The 17,926-nt window shown below is 64.4% G+C and carries 16 protein-coding genes; 8 read left to right on the top strand and 8 right to left on the bottom strand.

Going from position 1 to position 17,926, the window contains the following annotated elements:
• The 4 genes from ACODTW_RS14175 to ACODTW_RS14160 form a co-directional block, all read right to left on the bottom strand.
• Positions 1 to 366: a response regulator gene (locus ACODTW_RS14175; protein WP_488946671.1), complete on the bottom strand. Its 366-nt coding sequence runs from the start codon at positions 364 to 366 to the stop codon at positions 1 to 3.
• A gap of 27 nt (positions 367 to 393) precedes the next feature.
• Positions 394 to 891 carry a chemotaxis protein CheW gene (locus tag ACODTW_RS14170; protein WP_488946670.1) on the bottom strand — a complete coding sequence of 166 codons (498 nt, stop codon included), beginning with the start codon at positions 889 to 891 and terminating at the stop codon, positions 394 to 396.
• Positions 888 to 3,620 (bottom strand): hybrid sensor histidine kinase/response regulator, encoded by a 2,733-nt coding sequence (locus ACODTW_RS14165; RefSeq protein WP_488946669.1) that lies wholly within the window; start codon positions 3,618 to 3,620, stop codon positions 888 to 890. Before ACODTW_RS14165 ends, ACODTW_RS14170 begins: the two co-directional genes overlap by 4 nt.
• 306 nt (positions 3,621 to 3,926) lie before the next feature.
• The gene (locus ACODTW_RS14160) at positions 3,927 to 4,544 is read right to left on the bottom strand and encodes a histidine phosphotransferase family protein (RefSeq protein WP_488946668.1); all 618 of its coding nucleotides are present in this window, start codon (positions 4,542 to 4,544) and stop codon (positions 3,927 to 3,929) included.
• 106 nt (positions 4,545 to 4,650) lie between these two features.
• Between ACODTW_RS14160 and ACODTW_RS14155 the strand changes: the two genes are divergently transcribed.
• The gene (locus ACODTW_RS14155) at positions 4,651 to 4,833 is read left to right on the top strand and encodes a DUF3553 domain-containing protein (protein ID WP_488946667.1); all 183 of its coding nucleotides are present in this window, start codon (positions 4,651 to 4,653) and stop codon (positions 4,831 to 4,833) included.
• Between the two features lie 53 nt (positions 4,834 to 4,886).
• Here the strand turns inward: ACODTW_RS14155 and ACODTW_RS14150 are convergent, their stop codons facing one another.
• Complete coding sequence (locus ACODTW_RS14150) at positions 4,887 to 6,815, bottom strand: AsmA family protein (RefSeq protein WP_488946666.1); 1,929 nt, start codon at positions 6,813 to 6,815, stop codon at positions 4,887 to 4,889.
• A 174-nt stretch (positions 6,816 to 6,989) separates the two neighbouring features.
• Here ACODTW_RS14150 and moaA point away from each other — a divergent pair, with 174 nt between their 5' ends.
• Positions 6,990 to 8,018: a GTP 3',8-cyclase MoaA gene (gene moaA, locus ACODTW_RS14145; RefSeq protein WP_488946665.1), complete on the top strand. Its 1,029-nt coding sequence runs from the start codon at positions 6,990 to 6,992 to the stop codon at positions 8,016 to 8,018.
• A gap of 70 nt (positions 8,019 to 8,088) precedes the next feature.
• A complete protein-coding gene (locus ACODTW_RS14140) occupies positions 8,089 to 8,862 on the top strand; it encodes an NAD kinase (RefSeq protein WP_488946664.1) in 774 nt (257 codons plus the stop codon).
• 31 nt (positions 8,863 to 8,893) lie between these two features.
• Here the strand turns inward: ACODTW_RS14140 and ACODTW_RS14135 are convergent, their stop codons facing one another.
• Complete coding sequence (locus ACODTW_RS14135) at positions 8,894 to 9,754, bottom strand: N-formylglutamate amidohydrolase (RefSeq protein ID WP_488946663.1); 861 nt, start codon at positions 9,752 to 9,754, stop codon at positions 8,894 to 8,896.
• A gap of 202 nt (positions 9,755 to 9,956) precedes the next feature.
• On the opposite strand from ACODTW_RS14135, the gene ACODTW_RS14130 reads away from it, so the two are divergent.
• Positions 9,957 to 10,916 carry a M14 family metallopeptidase gene (locus ACODTW_RS14130; protein WP_488946662.1) on the top strand — a complete coding sequence of 320 codons (960 nt, stop codon included), beginning with the start codon at positions 9,957 to 9,959 and terminating at the stop codon, positions 10,914 to 10,916.
• On the top strand, positions 10,913 to 11,998 hold the full coding sequence (locus tag ACODTW_RS14125; protein WP_488946661.1) for an AbrB family transcriptional regulator: 1,086 nt from the start codon (positions 10,913 to 10,915) through the stop codon (positions 11,996 to 11,998). The genes ACODTW_RS14130 and ACODTW_RS14125 overlap by 4 nt, the downstream gene beginning before the upstream one ends.
• Before the next feature lie 108 nt (positions 11,999 to 12,106).
• On the opposite strand, the gene ACODTW_RS14120 is transcribed toward ACODTW_RS14125, so the two are convergent.
• Both ACODTW_RS14120 and ACODTW_RS14115 read right to left on the bottom strand, forming a co-directional pair.
• Complete coding sequence (locus ACODTW_RS14120; protein WP_488946660.1) at positions 12,107 to 13,849, bottom strand: hypothetical protein; 1,743 nt, start codon at positions 13,847 to 13,849, stop codon at positions 12,107 to 12,109.
• Between the two features lie 224 nt (positions 13,850 to 14,073).
• A complete protein-coding gene (locus ACODTW_RS14115) occupies positions 14,074 to 14,559 on the bottom strand; it encodes a CreA family protein (protein WP_488946659.1) in 486 nt (161 codons plus the stop codon).
• 192 nt (positions 14,560 to 14,751) lie between these two features.
• On the opposite strand from ACODTW_RS14115, the gene ACODTW_RS14110 reads away from it, so the two are divergent.
• The 3 genes from ACODTW_RS14110 to ACODTW_RS14100 all read left to right on the top strand — a co-directional run bounded on the left by ACODTW_RS14110 (position 14,752) and on the right by ACODTW_RS14100 (position 17,851).
• Positions 14,752 to 15,840 (top strand): SPFH domain-containing protein, encoded by a 1,089-nt coding sequence (locus tag ACODTW_RS14110; RefSeq protein ID WP_488946658.1) that lies wholly within the window; start codon positions 14,752 to 14,754, stop codon positions 15,838 to 15,840.
• Positions 15,841 to 15,851: 11 nt separating this feature from the next.
• On the top strand, positions 15,852 to 16,310 hold the full coding sequence (locus ACODTW_RS14105) for an NfeD family protein (RefSeq protein WP_488946657.1): 459 nt from the start codon (positions 15,852 to 15,854) through the stop codon (positions 16,308 to 16,310).
• A gap of 230 nt (positions 16,311 to 16,540) precedes the next feature.
• Positions 16,541 to 17,851 (top strand): putative bifunctional diguanylate cyclase/phosphodiesterase, encoded by a 1,311-nt coding sequence (locus ACODTW_RS14100; protein WP_488946656.1) that lies wholly within the window; start codon positions 16,541 to 16,543, stop codon positions 17,849 to 17,851.
• Positions 17,852 to 17,926 lie beyond the last annotated feature (75 nt).

Genomic DNA, 17,926 nt, shown 5'->3' with positions numbered 1-17,926 from the left:
TCAGAGGAGGCCGACCTGCTGGAACTTGGTCTGGATGATGTCACTGTCGAACGGCTTCATGATATATTCATTGGCGCCGGCCGACAGGGCCTCCTGGATATGGGCCAGGTCGTTTTCCGTCGTACAGAAAACGACCTTGGGCCCCTGCCCGCCCGTCATCTTGCGCAACCGGCGCAGGAATTCGATGCCAGTCATCACCGGCATGTTCCAATCCAACAGGATCGCGTCCGGCATCTGCTTGGCGCAATAATCCATGGCCTGCTTGCCATCCTCGGCTTCATCACAGGCGAAGCCGAGTTCTTCCAGGATCTTGCGCGCTACCTTGCGGACGACGCGGCTGTCATCGACGACGAGACAGGACTTCATTAACGGACCTCGCATGCAGGACGCGGGTTAAGCGGCCTCGATATTAGCAAAGTTCAGCAGCTTTGAGACATCGAGAACGACAAGCAGCGTTTCTTTCAGGCGATAAATGCCCGTCGAAATCTCGCGCCACCGCGGATCCATGGTCGCCGGATGACGCTCAAAGTCCTCCGACGACAAGGACAGCACCTCGCCGACATTATCGACCATCAGGGAGTAAAGCTCGCCCTTGTGGTCGACCACGATGCTCATCACCGGCTTGCCGTCGGCCGGCCGCGGGGGCAGGCCCAGACGCATGCGGACATCAATGGCGGTCACGATACGGCCGCGCAGATTCAGCGAACCGGCCACTTCCGGCGGTGCCAGCGGGATACGCGTGATCTTCTGCGGCCCCAGAACGTCCTGCACCTGCAGCACGGGAATGCCGAACAGCTGATTCGCGATCGTCGCCGTAACGAAATCCTCGTTCTTTACGGTAGCGATTTCCTGGGAACCAGCCTTCTTGACGGCGGGGAGACGGGCACTCATGCGGCACCTTTCTCGGTAATGGTCTGCTGCAGGGTGAAGAGCAGGGCTTCACGGTCGAACTTGGCGACATAGTCGTTGAACCCGGCCTGACGGCCGCGATCCAGGTCACGCGGGCTGGCATGGCTGGACAGGGCGACCAGCGGCGTCCCGGCCCAGCGGCTGCTGCTGCGCACGGCCTGGGCGAAGTCCAGACCGCTCATGCCCGGCATCTCGATGTCGGAAACGATGACGTCAAAATCCTCGCCCGACTCGCACAGGGCCAGCGCCTCGTCGGCGCTTTCCACCGCCGTGACATCGTAGCCCGACACGGTCAGCAGCGGGGTCAGCAGATTGCGGAAGAACGGGCTGTCATCGACCAGCAGCACGCGGTGCTGACGCTCGTCCTCGAAGCTTTCGTGGTTGTTGCCGAACCAGTCCTTGAAGGCGCGGGTGAGGTAGAAGCCGGCGTCGATGACGTCGGTCGCCTTGTTGGCGATGATGGCGGACCCAAGGAAACCCTGGCGCTCCGTCCCCAGTTCGACCTGCAGACGGTCTTCGACAATATCGACGATCTCGTCCACGACCAGGCCCATGGAGCGGTCGCCATCGGCGAACACAACCACCGGCTGGCGCTTGTCGCGCACGATCTTCCAGTTGGGATCGATCGGCACCAGCGGCATCAGCTTGCCGCGATACTGAACCACCGGCTCGCCGTTGGACAGTTCGACCTGGTTGAGATCGACATCTTCCAGACGGGCAACCAGCGACAGCGGCACGGCCTTCGGCCCACCATCGCCGGCGCTGAACAGCAGCAGGGCCATCTTGTCGTCCTCGCGGCGGGCGGACTTGGCCACATCCTGCGTGGCGACCTGGGTATCCTGCACGCCGGCCATATTGCCCGACGCTGTGGCGATGCCGTTGGGGTCCAGGATCATGATCACCGAGCCGTCGCCCAGGATCGTGTTGCCGGAGAACAGCTCGATATGGCGCAGGATCGGGGCGACGGGCTTCACCACGATTTCTTCGGTGTCGAAGACGCGATCGACGATGATGCCGAAGGTGTAGTTGCCGACCTGGCTGACCACGATGAAGGTCTCGCGCTTGTCGTCATCCTCCGCCGTGCCCAGCTTCAGCAGACGCTGAAGGCTGACCAGCGGCAGCAGACGGTTGCGCAGACGCAGGACCGGGGCGCCGTTGATACGCTCGATCTTGTGTTCGCTGTCGTCGGCGGCACGGACCAGTTCGATGACGCTGATCTGCGGAACGGCGAACCGCTCCGACGCGCACTCGACGATCAGGGCCGACACAATCGCCAGCGTCAGCGGGATCTTGATGGTGAAGGTCGTGCCACGGCCTTCGACCGACCGCATCTCGATCGTGCCGCCGATCTTCTCGATGTTGGTCTTCACCACGTCCATGCCAACGCCGCGGCCGGACACCGACGTCACCTTGGCGGCGGTGGAGAAGCCGGGCTTGAAGATGAACTGCTGGATCTGCTGATCCGACATCTGGGCCAGTTCCGACTCGGTCGCCAGACCGTTCTGGATGATCTTGCCCTTGATCTTGCCCAGCGGCAGACCCTTACCGTCGTCGCTGATCTCGATGATGATGTGACCGCCTTCATGATAGGCGTTCAACGTGATGCGGCCCGTTTCGGACTTGCCGGCGGCGACGCGGTCGGCCGGGGTTTCCAGACCATGGTCGCCGGAATTGCGGACCATGTGTGTCAGCGGGTCCTTGATCAGTTCCAGAACCTGGCGGTCCAGTTCCGTTTCCGCACCCAGCATCTGCAGCTCGATCTTCTTGTGAAGTTCGTGGCTGAGATCGCGGACCAGACGCGGCAGCTTGGCCCAGGCATTGCCGATGGGCTGCATGCGCGTCTTCATGACGCCTTCCTGCAGCTCCGACGTCACATGATTCAGACGCTGCAGGGGGGCGGCGAATTCACTGTCCTTCTGCGAACGCAGGATCTGCAGAAGCTGGTTGCGGGTCAGCACCAGCTCCGAAACCATGGTCATCAGGTTTTCGAGCAGGTCGACATGCACGCGGATCGTCTGCTGGGCCAGCGCGCTTTCCTTGGCCTCGCCACGCACCTCGTCCTGGTGCTCTGCACGCGGCGGCGGCGGAGCGGCGGCGGCCGGGGCGGCCACTTCCACGGACGGGGCCGGCGCCTCGACAACCGCAGCCACAGCCTGCTTGGGCGCCGGGGCCGGCGGCGGAGCTGGCGTCGGCGGCGGCGGGGACGCGGGGGCCAGGGTATGGGTCAGGTGCGCGGGGACGGGGACGAACAACTCTTCGGGGTCGTTTTCGGGCGGCGGCGGTGCTGCCGGCGCGGCAGCAACCGTAGCAGCAGCGGAGGCCTTCGGCAGTTCCCGGCCTTCAGCCATGGCATTCAGGCGGTCGATCAGGTCCTGGTCACCACCGGGCGGCTCCGCCTCGGTCGCTTCGAGAACGGACAGGATGCCCTTGATCGTATCCAGCGATTCGAGGATCAGCGACACGGCGTAGGGCGAGACATTCAGTTCGCCATCGCGGAACTTGCCCAGCACGTTTTCAGCGGCATGCGCCACCGATTCCAGCCGCGGCAGCCCCAGGAAGCCGCAGGTCCCCTTGATCGTATGAACCAGACGGAAGATGTTGGACAGCAGCCCCGGATCGTTGGGGTTCTGCTCCAGCTTTACCAGCTCGACGTCAAGGACGGCGAGGTTCTCATTGGTCTCAGTGAGGAATTCACTCAGCAGATCATCCATGGTCCACGCCCCGTTTCGGGAAATTCCAGTTTCCGCGTCATACGCCGGCCTTCGTCCGGTGAAGAACCCTTGTACGCGCCCGGCCGCCGGTCGGCCAATGAAGAGTCTCGGAATTCAGTTAAAATCTTTGTGTCGTGATGGAATTGATGGCCTGTCGGGCCCGGCTTTGGCAAGGGGAACATTACCTCTTTTCGGTTAGGTTCGGCCATTCGAATGTCGTTTTCTCTCCCTGTCCGGTATCCGCGCGGCGCCCGGTGAGGTTGAACAGTTTGCCACCCGCATTACCGGTGACGAATCGAAACGCAATCAATTGCCGGGGCGACGGAGAAGAAACCGGACGTCCGCAGCGGCGACATGGGAGAAGTCCAGACCATAGGCCAGGGCGATGCGTGGCACCGCGAAGGAAAGGATGGAACGTGGGCTCAGATCGGCTTCTGCCACATGACCGCCCAGGGCAGCGGCCATTTCGGGACGCAGGGTCGCCCCCACACCAGACGCGATGATGGACAGGGCAGCGTCTGCGCCGTCGATCCGCACCTGTCCCCCGCGCGGCAGCGCCTCCTCTGCCATCAGGGCCGCCAGCAGTGCCAGCTTTACCAGGCCCGGCGCCGGCTGATCCAGGCGGGCTGTCCAGTCCAGGCGAATCTTCCCGGCCCGGAACCAGCCTTCCAGCGCAGCACGGCCATCGGCAGGCGACAGGGCGGACTGACCACCGGCGGCACCCAGCGCCAGCCGGTAAAGCCGCAGCCGGGCGGCCGCACTTTCAGCGCTGTCAGCAATCAGATCCAGCGCATCGTCCTTGGCAGCCCCGCCATCCTCCAGCAGTTCCACCCCGTTATTGATGGCCCCGACCGGCCCCACCAGATCATGGCAAAGGCGGGAGCAAAGAAGCTCCACGGCCCTTATCCCCAGACTGACATCCATACGCCCCTTGCCCCCCCAAATGCCCCAGCCCCACATCCGCCGGTCACGGGCCCGACCGGAACTGGTATAGGATAGGGCAAATCCTTCCCCCGCTGGAACCCGACAAATGGAAGAATTCCTGACGCCCGGCGCCTTCGTCCGCCACCCCGGCCAGCCTGACTGGGGCCTGGGACAGGTTCAGTCCGTCATCGGCACACGCGTGACTGTCAATTTCGAGCATGCGGGCAAGTTGCTGATCAACATCGCCGCCGTCCGGCTCGACATCATCGATCCGGACGCGGTGGCGTGAGTCGCAGCACTGCGAGCGCTGGCGGCGGCGTCCGCTGGGACGCCGACCGGACCCTATTGTTTCTTGCCGCCCAGCACGCCCTGCAGCAGTGACTTGGCCCCCTCCTTGGATTTCAGCTTCTTCAGCTGTTCCTTGGCCTTGGCCGGATCCTTCAAGGCGGCCTTGGCCGCGGCCGACAGGTCGGGGGTGTAGGTCAGGTCGCTGAAGGTGCCGCGGACGCGGACGGGAATGGTGATGCCGTCGGCATCGGGCTTCGCCGTCCCCTGCCCTTCCAGGCTGGCCACCAGCTTCGTGGACAGACGCATGTCAACGCGCCGCCCCGGCAGATTGACATTGCCCTTGCCCGCCACACGCAACAGCGGGGCCAGCAGGTGGAAATCGTCGGTAGCGGCGATGCCGTCGGTCAGGGTGAAGGTGCCGCCCATTTCGGCAAAGTCGGTCTGCGGGAGCTCCGCACTGCCCTGGCCGATGGCACTGCGGATCACCTGCGCCAGATTGACGCCCTTCACGGCACCATCGCGGAAGACGACATCCCCCCTGCCATTCAGGCTGCCGATCAGATCCTGCTGATTGGCGCCGGCGGCGTGGATATCCAGGCTGCCGTCGGTACGGCCCGACAGGCGCGTGAAATCGGCCATATGGGTCAGCAGCGGTTCGGCCTGCACACCCTTCGCCGTCGCCTGAAGGCCCAGATTGACCGTCTGGCGCGCACCGTCCAGGGTCAGCTTTCCGCCCAGCGTTCCGCCGAACACAGGCGTGTCGGCCAGCCCCGCCTGCAGCCGTCCATCGGTCAGCTTCAGCGTCAGGGTAGTCGCCCCCGCCTCCACTCCCTTCACCACCAGGCCGGCAAGACGCAGGGTCAGGTCCAGGTCCGCCGATTTCAGGCCCGACAGGTCGATCGGTTCCTTGCTCCACCCGCCGGGTCCCGTCTGCGGCGAGGCGGCAGCGTCGGGGGTCGCCGGCGACGCCGACAGATAGCGATCCATCTCCAGCCGGGGCAGCGACACCGTGCCGGCCAGGGCCGGCCGCGCCCCATCCAGGCGGATCGACAGGTCGCCACTGGCCGTCAGGTCACCGGCCGTGGCTTTCATCCCGCCCAACCCCAGCCGGGCCGGCGTGCCGGTCAGGCGCGCCGTCATCGACAGCTTGTCCACAGGCAGCGAGGGCGGCGGGCCGCCCGCTGTCGCCCGCATCAGGTCGGCCAGTGAAGCGATGGACAGCGACAGATCGCCCGCCAGTGCCAGCGGCGCCTCTCCCTTGCGTTCCACCCGGCCCTTCACGTCCAGTTGGGACCCGGCACCGGCCAACCGCAGGGTCAATGCGGACCCGCCGCCGGCCAGCAGCGGCCGCACCGGATCAATGCCCATATCCAGCACCACCCTGGTGCCGTTCAGCAGCAGCCCGGCCTCCAGCGTCATGGGCGAATCCAGGGCCGGCAGCGACAGGGTGACATCCACCGCCGTCGCCTCGCGCACCAGCCCCGTGCGAGCATCGGCATAGCGCAGGCGGCCATTCACCACCTCCACATCCGACAGCGACAGGTCGGCCATCAGGCCTGCGCCTTTGGGCGGAGCGTCTGCAGCCGATGCCGCGGCCGGGGCCATGCTGATATCCCAGTTGGGCTTGCCCTGCCGATCGACTGTCAGATCGATGAACGGCTCCGTCAGGACGAATTTCTCCACCTCCGCCTTGCCGCGCAGCAAGGGCATCAGGCGCAGGCGCACGGCCATGCGCTTCACCCGCAGCAGATCCTCGCCCTGCCGGATGCCGGCGAAGCGCACATCGTCCGCCGTCACGGCAATCGACGGGAAATAGGACAGGTCGACACGGCCGCCGATGGTCAAGGCCCGGCCCGTCGTTGCCTCCACTTCCCGTTCCACCTGCGCCACGATGGCGCCCACCGGCACCAGGAAGGGCAGGGCCACGGCCGCCGCCATCACCAGCAGCAGTACCACGGACAGGGTTACGGCGATCTTGCGCATGCTCTCTGGATCCGTCTCGTCAGGAACGGGTTGGTGGTTGGGCGCGGCGGGCCGCTTGCAGTTCCGTTAACATACAATGTTCCAGGCGGCGGTGGCTAAAACAAGGCCGCGTGCTGCATCTTTCGTGTGGGCGGCCTTGGACGGGCCAGCCAAAGGCGCTATATCCGTCGAACCATGACAGTCGCCACCCCGTCTGCCCCCCTGATCGATCCGTTTGGACGCGCCATCACCTATGTGCGCGTGTCGGTGACCGATCGCTGCGATTTCCGCTGCGTCTACTGCATGTCGGAAGACATGACCTTCCTGCCCAAGGCCGACATCCTGTCGCTGGAGGAACTGGACAGGCTCTGTTCGGCCTTCGTCGCCATGGGGACACGCCGGCTGCGCCTGACGGGGGGCGAACCGCTGGTCCGGCGCAATATCATGGAACTGATCCGAAGCCTGGGCCGGCATGTCCGGTCCGGCGCGCTGGACGAGCTGACGCTGACCACCAATGGCAGCCAGCTGGCCCGCTATGCCGACGATCTGCGCGCCGCCGGCGTGCGCCGCATCAATGTGTCGATCGACACGCTGGATGCCGACCGTTTCGCCGCCATCACCCGCTGGGGCCGGCTGGCCCAGGTGCTGGACGGGCTGGAAGCCGCCAGGCGCGCCGGGCTGGAAGTGAAGATCAACGCCGTGGCGCTGAAGGGCGTCAATGACGGTGAACTGGACCATATGCTGGGCTGGTGCGGGGAACAGGGTTTCGATCTGACCCTGATCGAGGTCATGCCGCTGGGCGACATGGATGGCAATGGCGGCGGGGCCGTCCGCGAGGAACAGTTCCTGTCGCTGCGCGATGTCCGCGCCGATCTGGAGAAGCGCTGGACCCTGATGGACAGCACCCACCGCACGGGGGGACCTGCGCGGTATGTCACCGTGCGGGAAACGGGGCGGCGGCTGGGCTTCATCACGCCGCTTACCCATAATTTCTGCGAAAGCTGCAACCGGGTGCGGGTGACCTGCACCGGCACCCTTTACATGTGCCTGGGGCAGGAGGATGCAGCCGACCTGCGGGCCCCCTTGCGGGCCAGCGCCGATGACGGGCTGCTGACCGACGCCATCCGCACGGCCATCCGTGCCAAGCCCAAGGGCCATGATTTCGTCATCGGCCGGGACCGCGCGGCGGCCGTGGGCCGGCATATGAGCGTGACGGGCGGCTGACGACCGGCTTGGCCCCACGCCGTCGCATCGGTTAAGCTGCGTTCCACCCTGTGCTACCGGGATCATTGCCTTGCAACAGACGCCTGTGCCGCTTGCCTTCGTCGCCACCGACACGCCGGAGGGACGCGCCGCACGCGAACGGCTTTCTGAGCGCTATGCCGGTGTTCCCCCGGAGGAAGCGGGGATCATCGTGGCGCTGGGGGGCGACGGCTTCCTGCTGGAAACCCTGCACCGCTACCTGTTCCGCGGCGTACCGGTCTATGGCATGAACCGCGGCTCCGTCGGTTTTCTGCTGAACGATTATAGCGAGGATGGGCTGACCCGCCGCCTGATGCGGGCGCAGCGTGTCGTGCTGCACCCCTTGCGCATGACTGCGACCACGGCCAATGGCGAGGAATTGGAAGGCCTTGCCTTCAACGAAGTGTCCCTGCTGCGCGAGACGCGCCAGGCTGCCAAGCTGCGCATCAGTGTCGACGGGCGGGAGCGCCTGGCGGAACTGACCTGCGACGGGGCGCTTGTTTCCACGCCGGCCGGCAGCACGGCCTATAATCTGTCGGCCCACGGGCCCATTCTGCCCCTGGGCGCCGACATCCTGGCCCTGACCCCGATCAGCGCCTTCCGGCCCCGCCGCTGGCGTGGCGCGCTGTTGCCGCACACGGCCCGCATCCAGTTCGATGTGATGGAACAGTCCAAGCGCCCCGTCAGCGCCGTGGCGGACTTCACGGAAGTGCGCGACGTCACCCGCGTCGTCATCAGGGAGGACAGGAAGGTCGCCTGTACCCTGCTGTTCGATCCGGAACTGGCGCTGGAAGAGCGCATCCTGAAGGAACAGTTCGCGCCCTGACCCGCGCTCAAACGCCAGACTGCAGGTAACCCTACTCGGCCGCCAGCCGGGCCGTGCAGTCCAGCACATAGTCGCGCAGAACATCGACCAGACGGGTCAGATTGGCGCGCAGTTCCTGGAAGCCGGCATGGGGTTCCAGCGTTTCCTCGTCCATATACAGCCGACGGTCGACCTCCAGCTGGATCGAATGGCGCCCGCGTGTCGGCACGGAATAACGCCGGACCAGTTCCACCCCCTTGTAAGGGTCGTTGATCCGCACATTGTAGCCCATGCCCCGCAGGGTCGCGGCCACCAGACGGGTAAAGCCGGGCTCCGCCGTGGTGCCATCGCGGTCGCCGATGACAAAATCGGGCGACTGGCGGTCCGGACCGATGATGAATGACGGCATGGAATGGCAATTGACGTGGTAGACGGCCCCGAACCGGGCATGAAGTGCGTCCAGCGATTCCGACAGCAGTTCGTGATAGGGGCGCCAGTAATTTTCCAGCCGATCCTGCACGACCGACACGGGCAGGCGTCCATCATACATGGGCACGCCGGGCCGGCACAGGAAACGCACCAGCCCCATGCCCGCCAGGCTCTTGCCCGTCGGTTTGGTCGGGCCGGGCCAGCTTCCTTCCAGCATGGACGGATCGATATCGTCCGGCGCGCGGTTCACGTCGATATAGGAACGCGGAAACAGGGCGCAGAGATATGTGGCGCCCATGTCGGGGACCATGCCGAACAGCTCGTCCACATGTGTATCCTCCGCCTGACGCAGCAGGGGGAAGGGGCAGACGAAATTGAAATCCTCGGGATAGCGCGTGCCGCTGTGCGGACTGTCGAACAGCAGCGGGATAGCCGATCCAACCGGGTCATGCCGGACGACCACATCGTCGATCACCAGACTCATCGGCGCGTCCCCGTTACCCCATACCCAACGATGCAAGACGGCACACGAACGAAACCGCTCTTTCATCGAAATGACTTGGATTCTATACAGAAGGTGAGGTCGAACGTCGATAGCCGGCGCGGAATGCCAGCCCTTCTCGCGGGTGCAGCAGAACGGACATCCAGGTCCGGCGCCGGGCGAGCCGGTGAGGAGGAGGAGGCTGGTGCGCATCAATCCCCTGGGCCCCGACGATCTGTGGCCACCGGACCTGTCACCCTATGCACAGGGCAATACCGGCATTCCCTTCGTCCATCGTTTCGACAGCGCCGTGCCCGGGCCCCATGTCGTCGTCAATGCCCTGATGCATGGGAATGAAATGTGCGGCGCGGTAGCCGTTGCCGCCATGCTGTCTGCCGGCATCCGCCCCATGCGGGGTTCCCTGTCCTTCAGCTTCGCCAATGTGGAGGCGTTCGCCCAGTTCGACCCCAACTTTCCCATCCTGTCCCGCTATCTGGACGAGGACATGAATCGAGTCTGGTCACCCGACCTGCTGGCGGACGGGAACGCTTCATCGGCGGAACGGCGCAGGGCCGCGGCATTATGGCCGCATTTCGCCACGGCGGATCTGCTGCTGGACCTGCATTCCATGCAATATGACCGCATCCCCCTGATGCTGGCCGGCCGGTCGACCCGCGCGGCGGCGCTTGCCCTGGCAGTGGGGTTTCCGTCCATCATCGTGACCGATGCCGGCCACGCCGGCGGCCTGCGCCTGATCGACCATCCCCGCTTCACCGACGGGACCGAGGGGCCGACCGCCCTGCTGGCCGAATGCGGCCGGCACGAAGATCGGGCCAGCGCCACCGTGGCCCTTGAGACGACCGCCCGGTTCCTGGCGGTGACGGGCGTGGTTGCCCCCCACGCGCTGGCACCATGGCTGCCATCCGCACCGCCGTCCGCCCCTCGGCTTGTGGCCATAACGCAAACCGTTACGGTGGCAGCAGAGCCGTTCCGTTTCCTGAAGGATTACCAAGGCATGGATGTCATTCCCACCGCCGGCACCGCCTTCGCGGAGGAGGCCGGCCGCCTTCTGCTGACGTCCCATGACGACTGTGTGATGATCATGCCCGCACGCGTGCCCATGCGCGGACAGACGGCCGTGCGGCTGGGACGGTTCAGGCCATGATGCCGCCATCCTGGCGCCGGCTGGACTGGACAGGCTTCGGCACCGCCATGGTATTGGGCGCGGGCGGCGGCTATCTCTGCTTCCGCCTGCATATGCCGCTGGCCTTCATGATCGGGTCCATGGTGGCAACGACCATCGCGGCCATGGCAGGCACACGCATCTATGTGCCCACACCGCTGCGCGACATGCTGGTCATCGTCCTGGGCATCATGCTGGGCAGCGCGTTCACACCGTCCTTGCTGTCGCATCTGGGGGAATGGTCGGTCAGTCTGGCCGGGCTGGCCGTCTATATCGCCGTGGCCGCCCTGATCGGCGGGATGTTCCTGAAGCGGGTGGCGCGGTTCGACGGAGTCACGGCCTATTTCACGGCCGTGCCCGGCGGTTTCAGCGAAATGGTGATGATGGGCGGCGCCATGGGCGGCGACGACCGCACCATCGCACTGGGCCACAGTCTGCGCATCATGCTGGTGGTCATGACCGTGCCTTTCGCCTTCCAGGCCCTGCCCGGCTACGACCCGGCTGGACGGGACTGGAGCCTGCACGGCCTGGGACCCTATCCGGGCGAACTGGCCTTGCGGGATTACGTCATGATGCTGCTGTGCTTCGCGGGTGCGCCCGTGGCCCACCGGCTGCGCGTGCCTGCAGGGATCCTGGTCGGACCCATGCTGCTGTCGGCTGGCCTGCACCTGACAGGGCTGATGGAGGGAAAGCCGCCCGGCATCCTGGTCGCCATCGCCCAGATCGTCATCGGGGCCGGCATCGGTGGCCGCTTCGTGCGCATCCCGATCATGCGCATCGCCCACACCGCCCTTGTTGCAGCCGGTCTGACCCTGGTGCTGCTGGCGGTGACGGTGGCGATGGCGGTCGGCCTGCATCTGGCAACCGGCCTCAGCCTTCCTGCCCTGATCCTGGCCTATGCGCCGGGCGGGCTGGCGGAAATGAGCCTGGTGGCCCTGTCACTGCATGTGGATGCGGCCTTTGTCGCCACGCACCACATCGTACGCATCATGATCATCATCCTGCTGGCGCCGGCCGGCTACCACCTGTGGCGACGCCTGGGCGGCGGGGAGCCGCCCCCATGACGCCATTCATACCAGCGGCACCTGCCATCCGTAGGCCTTGCGACGCCGCATAAGCGGCGCGGCGGCGGTCGCCGCCGTACCATCAGTCATGAATTATGACCGACGGCATTACATGAACTGCGCCTGACGCAGCAGACCGTAGAACTGTCGCAGGGCGTTGGCCTGTTCCTGCGGGGTGTTCAGACCTTCGACAAACTTGCCGTCGAAGTTGGGCTGACGCAGGTGGCCGACAATCTGGTCGCGCACCATCTTACGGGCCTTGGGACTGGACAGGACGTCGTTGGCGGCGAACTGCATCAGCCGCGTGGCGCGGATGCGCAGGGTGGCCGACGGATCGTCCAACCGTTCGATCACCTTGGAATTGACGATATAGGCGGTCACGATCTCATCCACCCGGTCGGCCAGCACAGGCCGCACATCGTCGGGCAGACCGGATTTCTGCACCGCCGTATAGAGCGAGGCCATGGCCTGCATCTTGGGCTTCAGGGGGACCTGCAGGCCCACCATGGTATTGACTTCGCGGTCGGTGGACAGCAGGGGGCGCAGCCGCGCGACCACCGTTTCCATTTCGCGCTGACCAACATCGCCGGCCGCCAGTTCGGCCAGATAGAGGGCGCGGTCGCGCACAGTCGGCAGCATGCCCATGACACCTTCGATCGACAGGCGCCGCCCCTCGCCGCCACCCTGTTCGATGAAGCGCAGATAACCCATGGTCAGGGCATCTGCCATCTTGGCCCCGCCATACAGGCCGGACGGCGTGACCACCCGGCCCAGAAGCGCCGACAGGTGCGCCCGGTTGCGATCGGGATCGCGGGCCAACGGTGCCGTCCCGCGCAGGCTGCGCACGAAACCTTCGAACACCACCTGCCAGGTCTGCGGCGCGTGGCCCAGGCCCAGCCATTGGCTCAACACCTTCGAAATAGGGGGCGCCATCTCCCGTTCCGACGGCTCAAACGTGCCTTCCAGCAGGTCCAGCATGCGCATCAGCGCCGTGCCCAGGTCAGGCTGCCGGCCCAGCAGGTCCTGAATGACCGACGGGAAGCTGCTGGCATCGGCGACCAGCGTGTCAATGATGCTGACATGGGCCGGCTTGTTCGACTGTGCATCGCCCGCCGTCTCCAGCAGCCATTCCACCTTGCCCAGCAAGTTGCGGATCTGCACCAGATCGCGACAGAGGATGACCTTGGACAGGTAATCCGCCTCCGCCACGTCGTCACCGCACAGCGCTTCCACCTTGTCCAGGGCGCCGCGGAAACCATCCTGTTTGGGACTGAAGCTGGCCTTCTTCTGCGCACTCTCCGCCTTGGCCCGGAGATCGGTCAGGCTGGAATAGATCAGGTCGCGGCGTTCGCGCACATCCTGGCCGGTCACCTTGCCCTGGATGCTGGCCACGCGGCCCACGGCCACAGGGATCAGATTTTCAAAATTGATGGCCCGCTTCATCTCCGCCGCATTGTAAAGCAGCTCCGACGCGGTCAGGGCCTTGTCCTCCAGATACTGACGCAGCAGCTTGGAGATGGTCTGACGGCTTTCCGCCTGGAGATAATCGGGAGTATCGGTGCAGACGGGGCTGTCTTCGATCGGCTGGACCGTGATGGTCTTGCCCTTCTGCTCCCGCATCTCGGAGAAGATGATCGTTTCCGTGGCCGGCTTGCCAGGGACGCCCATGAAATCACGGACGATCCGTACGCCATCACGGTTGGGCAGCAGCTTGTTCGCCAGTGCCCGCGCGTCCTCTTCGGTCGCCAGGGTATCTTCGATCACCCAATGATCGACCTTGAAGCTGTGTACTTCAAAATTCAGACGCCGGCCAATAGCTCCGCCGCGCCCGCCACTGGTCAGGCTGGACATCCACATAATCCCCGTTTCCCCATTTTGGAGCATGGCTCGTCCTTTGGACAAAGCTATATAACACTCACTGGTCGACAAAATAAATAATGGATTAACCCTATCGTATGAGCAGGGAAACCTGCCATGCTCTGGGCGGAGACGGCCGGCACCGAGGCTGCGAGCCTTTATCTGCCCACCAACCAGTGCTTTGAAATTCCGAATGGATTTTATTGAAAACTATGAGATCAGCGCGGCTTGCCCTTTTCCCAGGTAGGATTGGCCCCGAACAGAGGGACAGAGGTGATGGACATCTTGGCTGATGCATCCTTCACCTGCCGGCTGTAGACGACATAGATCAACGTGTCATTGGCCTGATCATAGATTCGGCGCACGGCGATCGACTTGAAGATCAGGCTCTTGCGCTCCGAGAAGACTTCCTCGCCCCGCTTCGACAGTTCGATGTCGCCGATGCTGATGGCACCCGTCTGCCGGCAGGCGATGGAGGCGTTGGACGGATCCTCAAACCAGTTGCCCTTGGACAGACGATCCCAGACCGAACGGTCGAAATCAACGATGTGACAGGTGACACCCTTCACCTTGGGATCGGCGAAGGCCGTGATGTCCAGTTCATTGCCGGTCCAGTCATTGCTGAACTCCCCCACCACCTCCTGCGCGGCAACGGGCAGGACCAGGGCCAGGGAGAAGATCAGCGCAAGCAGACGACGCGACATATTGGGCATCCTTGCCAGGGGAATGACGGAACGGGTCGCAGGGTAAGGTGCCAGCGGGTCAGCCGCAAGCACGCCCGCGCCGGCGGCCCTGCGGTTGAAAATTTGATGGTTGCGCAACCCTACTTGCGCTCGCGTTCCACCCAACCCACATGCGATGCTGTCGGTCCTTGTTCAAGGGGGGAAGGGGCAATAATGGAAATTCAGATCTTCGCCGCCATCGTCGCGCTTTTCGGCATCCTGCTGGCCTATGCCGGTATCAAGACCGTACCGCAAGGCATGGAATATACGGTCGAACGGTTCGGTCGCTATACCCACACGCTGCGGCCGGGCCTGCATTTCATCGTCCCCTTCGTGGATCGCCTTGGCGCGAAGATGAACATGATGGAGACCGTGCTGGACGTGCCCAGCCAGGAGGTCATCACCAAAGACAACGCCATGGTCACGGTCGATGGCGTTGTCTTCTTCCAGGTGCTGGACGCCGCCCGCGCTGCGTACGAGGTGAACCAGCTGCAACTGGCCATCCTTAACCTGACCATGACCAATGTCCGGACGGTCATGGGGTCCATGGACCTGGACGAACTGCTGTCCCAGCGCGACCGCATCAATGCCCAGCTGCTGCATGTGGTCGATGAGGCGACGCAGCCCTGGGGCATCAAGGTCACCCGCATCGAAATCCGCGACATCCAGCCCCCGCGCGACCTGGTGGACAGCATGGCCCGCCAGATGAAGGCGGAACGTGACCGCCGCGCCCTGATCCTGGAGGCCGAGGGCGCCCGGCAGTCTGCGATCCTGAAGGCCGAGGGCCAGAAGCAGGCCGCGATCCTGGAGGCGGAGGGCCGGCGAGAGGCCGCCTTCCGCGACGCCGAGGCACGCGAACGTGCCGCAGAGGCCGAAGCGGCCGCCACGCGCATGGTGTCGGACGCCATCGCGGGAGGCAATGTCCAGGCCATCAACTATTTCGTCGCCCAGCAATATCTGACGACGTTCAAGGAATTCGCCCATAGCCCCAACCAGAAGATCATGTTCATGCCGATGGAAGCCACGGGCGTGATCGGATCGCTGGGTGGGCTGGCCGAATTGGCAAAAGACGCGTTCGGGGGCCGCCCCGACGGGTCCGCCCCGCCACCGCCGCCGCCGCCGGCACCAAAGCCGCAATCCGCAAGGACGGTGTCGAAGCGGCCGACGGAAACCGTTCCGTCAGCAGGCACCGGGAACCTCGCCGACAAGCTGGCCAAGATTGAAGCCGCCAAGCCACTGCCCTGGGGCGATGCGAACGGCTGAGGAGGAGCGCCATGGAAAATGTCCGCATCCTGTATTGGTATTGGTGGTGTCTGGCGCTGGTGCTGGCGGCATTGGAGATGTTCCTGCCCGGCGCTGCTTTTCTGTGGGTGGCGGGGGCGGCGGCCCTGGTCGGCATGGTGACGCTGCTGACCGACCCTGCCCCGGCCTGGCAGCTGGTCCTGTTCGGGGGCATGGCCGTCGCCAGCTGGTATCTGTCACGGCGGTTCGGCGGAGCGGAACCCGTTGACATTCTCTCCGGCACCTTGAACCGGCGCGGGGAACAATATCTGGGCCAGACGGTGACACTGGCGGAGGCGGTGATCAACGGCAAGGGGCGCGCCCGCATCGGGGACGGGATATGGAGCGTGTCGGCAACCACCGACATGCCGGCCGGCACCCATGTCCGTGTCACCGGCGTTGACGGTGCCCTTCTGCGCGTGGAAGCGGCGCACGGTGACGGCGCCGCCTGACACCCGCCCCCTTCCCCAGGGGCGGCGCGAAATTCGGCAATACCCATGTCGGCGGTGGAAGATTATCCGGCTGCCGTCACAATATTTCATAAGGTAAGCACGATTCCGCACATGCACCGAATGGAACCTTGGAAACCTAACCGTCCGGACGACTGCATTTTGGACAGGACCTTCCTAATATTCCAGATGTGGGGATGTGAAGGTGTGCAATGAATACCGTCAGTACATTAGTGAATGCGTTCACGGATCCGGGCCGAGGAGACCATAGCCTCGCCAATGTCCAGCGCGATCCCCTGACCGGTCTTTACAACAATTTCGGTTTCGTGTTCGCCGGGGACCAGGCTCTTCGCAAGATGGCCGCCGCCGGGCACGAGCCAACGGTCATCTATATCGAGCTGAATGATTACGAAGGCCTGGTCTCCCGCTTGGGTCTCGAAGATTCGGTGCAGATGTTGAACATCGTCCGCCAGCGGCTGGAAGGGGCCTTCGGCGAGGATGTGATGATGGCCAGGTTCGACAGCGAACGTTTTGCCATCCTGGTGCCCCGGGTCGATCATGACATTGCCGGGCTGGTGCAGGTGCTGGAAGCGCCGTTATTGATCCGGTCGACCACGATCTACCTGTCGCTGACCTGCGGCGTCGCCAGCTATCCCGACGCGGCCGACAACATGTACATGCTGATCATGGCCGCCCGCACGGCGCGAAACGACGCCCTGCGTGCCGGAAACCGCTTCGGGTTCTTCGCAGCGGATCTGCAACAGCGGATGGCCCGGCAACGGGCATTGGAAGACGGGCTCTGGTACTGTCGCTCCGGTCACGGCATGTCCCTGGTCTATCAGCCGAAGGTCGATATTTCCGATGGTGCGGTCGTGGGGGTGGAGGCGCTGTTGCGCTGGCGGCACCCCGAACTGGGCCCCATCTCCCCCACCGAGTTCATTCCCCTGGCGGAGCGGACACGGACCATCGTCCCCCTGGGTGAATGGCTGACGCGTGAGGCCCTGCGTCAGCAGGCGCAATGGGCGCGACAGGGGCTGCATATCGGCATGTCGATCAATGTGTCCCCCTTGCAGCTGCAGCCGGATTGCGAAGGGCCCAGCGTCCTTGAAATCCTATCCCAGGAATGCACCCGGCTGGACCTGGCGCGGCACCTGGTCGAACTGGAGATCACGGAAGGTCTGTTGAGCGACCGGACGGTGATGGAGCAGGTGGGCAATATCAGCGCTGCCGGTTACGGCATCGCTATCGACGATTTCGGACGCGATCATTCCGCCTTGTCCATGTTGGTCAATTGCCCCGCCACCTCACTGAAGATCGACAAGAGCTTTGTCGACAATCTCACCGATAACGACCGTCAGCAGACCGTGATCCATTTCATCGTGGGCCTGGCCAAGCGCCTGGGCATGAAGACCGTGGTGGAAGGGATCGAACATTTGCAGCAACTGGTCCTGCTGGCAGAGGCAGGCTGCGACTACGGCCAGGGCTATTTCTACTACCGGCCCATGAATGGCAACCAGATCCCGGACTTGCGTCACAAGACCTGATCCGGGCGTGGATCGGCGCCTGCACATCCAAGCTGCCTCCTGTCACTGACCGCCAATGGGATTTACGGCGGTCAA

This window comes from Niveispirillum sp. FG148, assembly GCF_057809655.1.
The sequence above is the reverse complement of the archived record's forward strand: the minus strand, read 5'-3'. Positions and strand labels throughout refer to the sequence as shown.

Coding starts and splice junctions, on each gene's coding strand:
- ACODTW_RS14175 (WP_488946671.1), bottom strand. CDS start 366: ATGAAGTCCTGTCTCGTCGTCGATGACAGCCGCGTCGTCCGCAAGGTA.
- ACODTW_RS14170 (WP_488946670.1), bottom strand. CDS start 891: ATGAGTGCCCGTCTCCCCGCCGTCAAGAAGGCTGGTTCCCAGGAAATC.
- ACODTW_RS14165 (WP_488946669.1), bottom strand. CDS start 3,620: ATGGATGATCTGCTGAGTGAATTCCTCACTGAGACCAATGAGAACCTC.
- ACODTW_RS14160 (WP_488946668.1), bottom strand. CDS start 4,544: ATGGATGTCAGTCTGGGGATAAGGGCCGTGGAGCTTCTTTGCTCCCGC.
- ACODTW_RS14155 (WP_488946667.1), top strand. CDS start 4,651: ATGGAAGAATTCCTGACGCCCGGCGCCTTCGTCCGCCACCCCGGCCAG.
- ACODTW_RS14150 (WP_488946666.1), bottom strand. CDS start 6,815: ATGCGCAAGATCGCCGTAACCCTGTCCGTGGTACTGCTGCTGGTGATG.
- moaA (WP_488946665.1), top strand. CDS start 6,990: ATGACAGTCGCCACCCCGTCTGCCCCCCTGATCGATCCGTTTGGACGC.
- ACODTW_RS14135 (WP_488946663.1), bottom strand. CDS start 9,754: ATGAGTCTGGTGATCGACGATGTGGTCGTCCGGCATGACCCGGTTGGA.
- ACODTW_RS14125 (WP_488946661.1), top strand. CDS start 10,913: ATGATGCCGCCATCCTGGCGCCGGCTGGACTGGACAGGCTTCGGCACC.
- ACODTW_RS14120 (WP_488946660.1), bottom strand. CDS start 13,849: ATGTCCAGCCTGACCAGTGGCGGGCGCGGCGGAGCTATTGGCCGGCGT.
- ACODTW_RS14115 (WP_488946659.1), bottom strand. CDS start 14,559: ATGTCGCGTCGTCTGCTTGCGCTGATCTTCTCCCTGGCCCTGGTCCTG.
- ACODTW_RS14110 (WP_488946658.1), top strand. CDS start 14,752: ATGGAAATTCAGATCTTCGCCGCCATCGTCGCGCTTTTCGGCATCCTG.
- ACODTW_RS14105 (WP_488946657.1), top strand. CDS start 15,852: ATGGAAAATGTCCGCATCCTGTATTGGTATTGGTGGTGTCTGGCGCTG.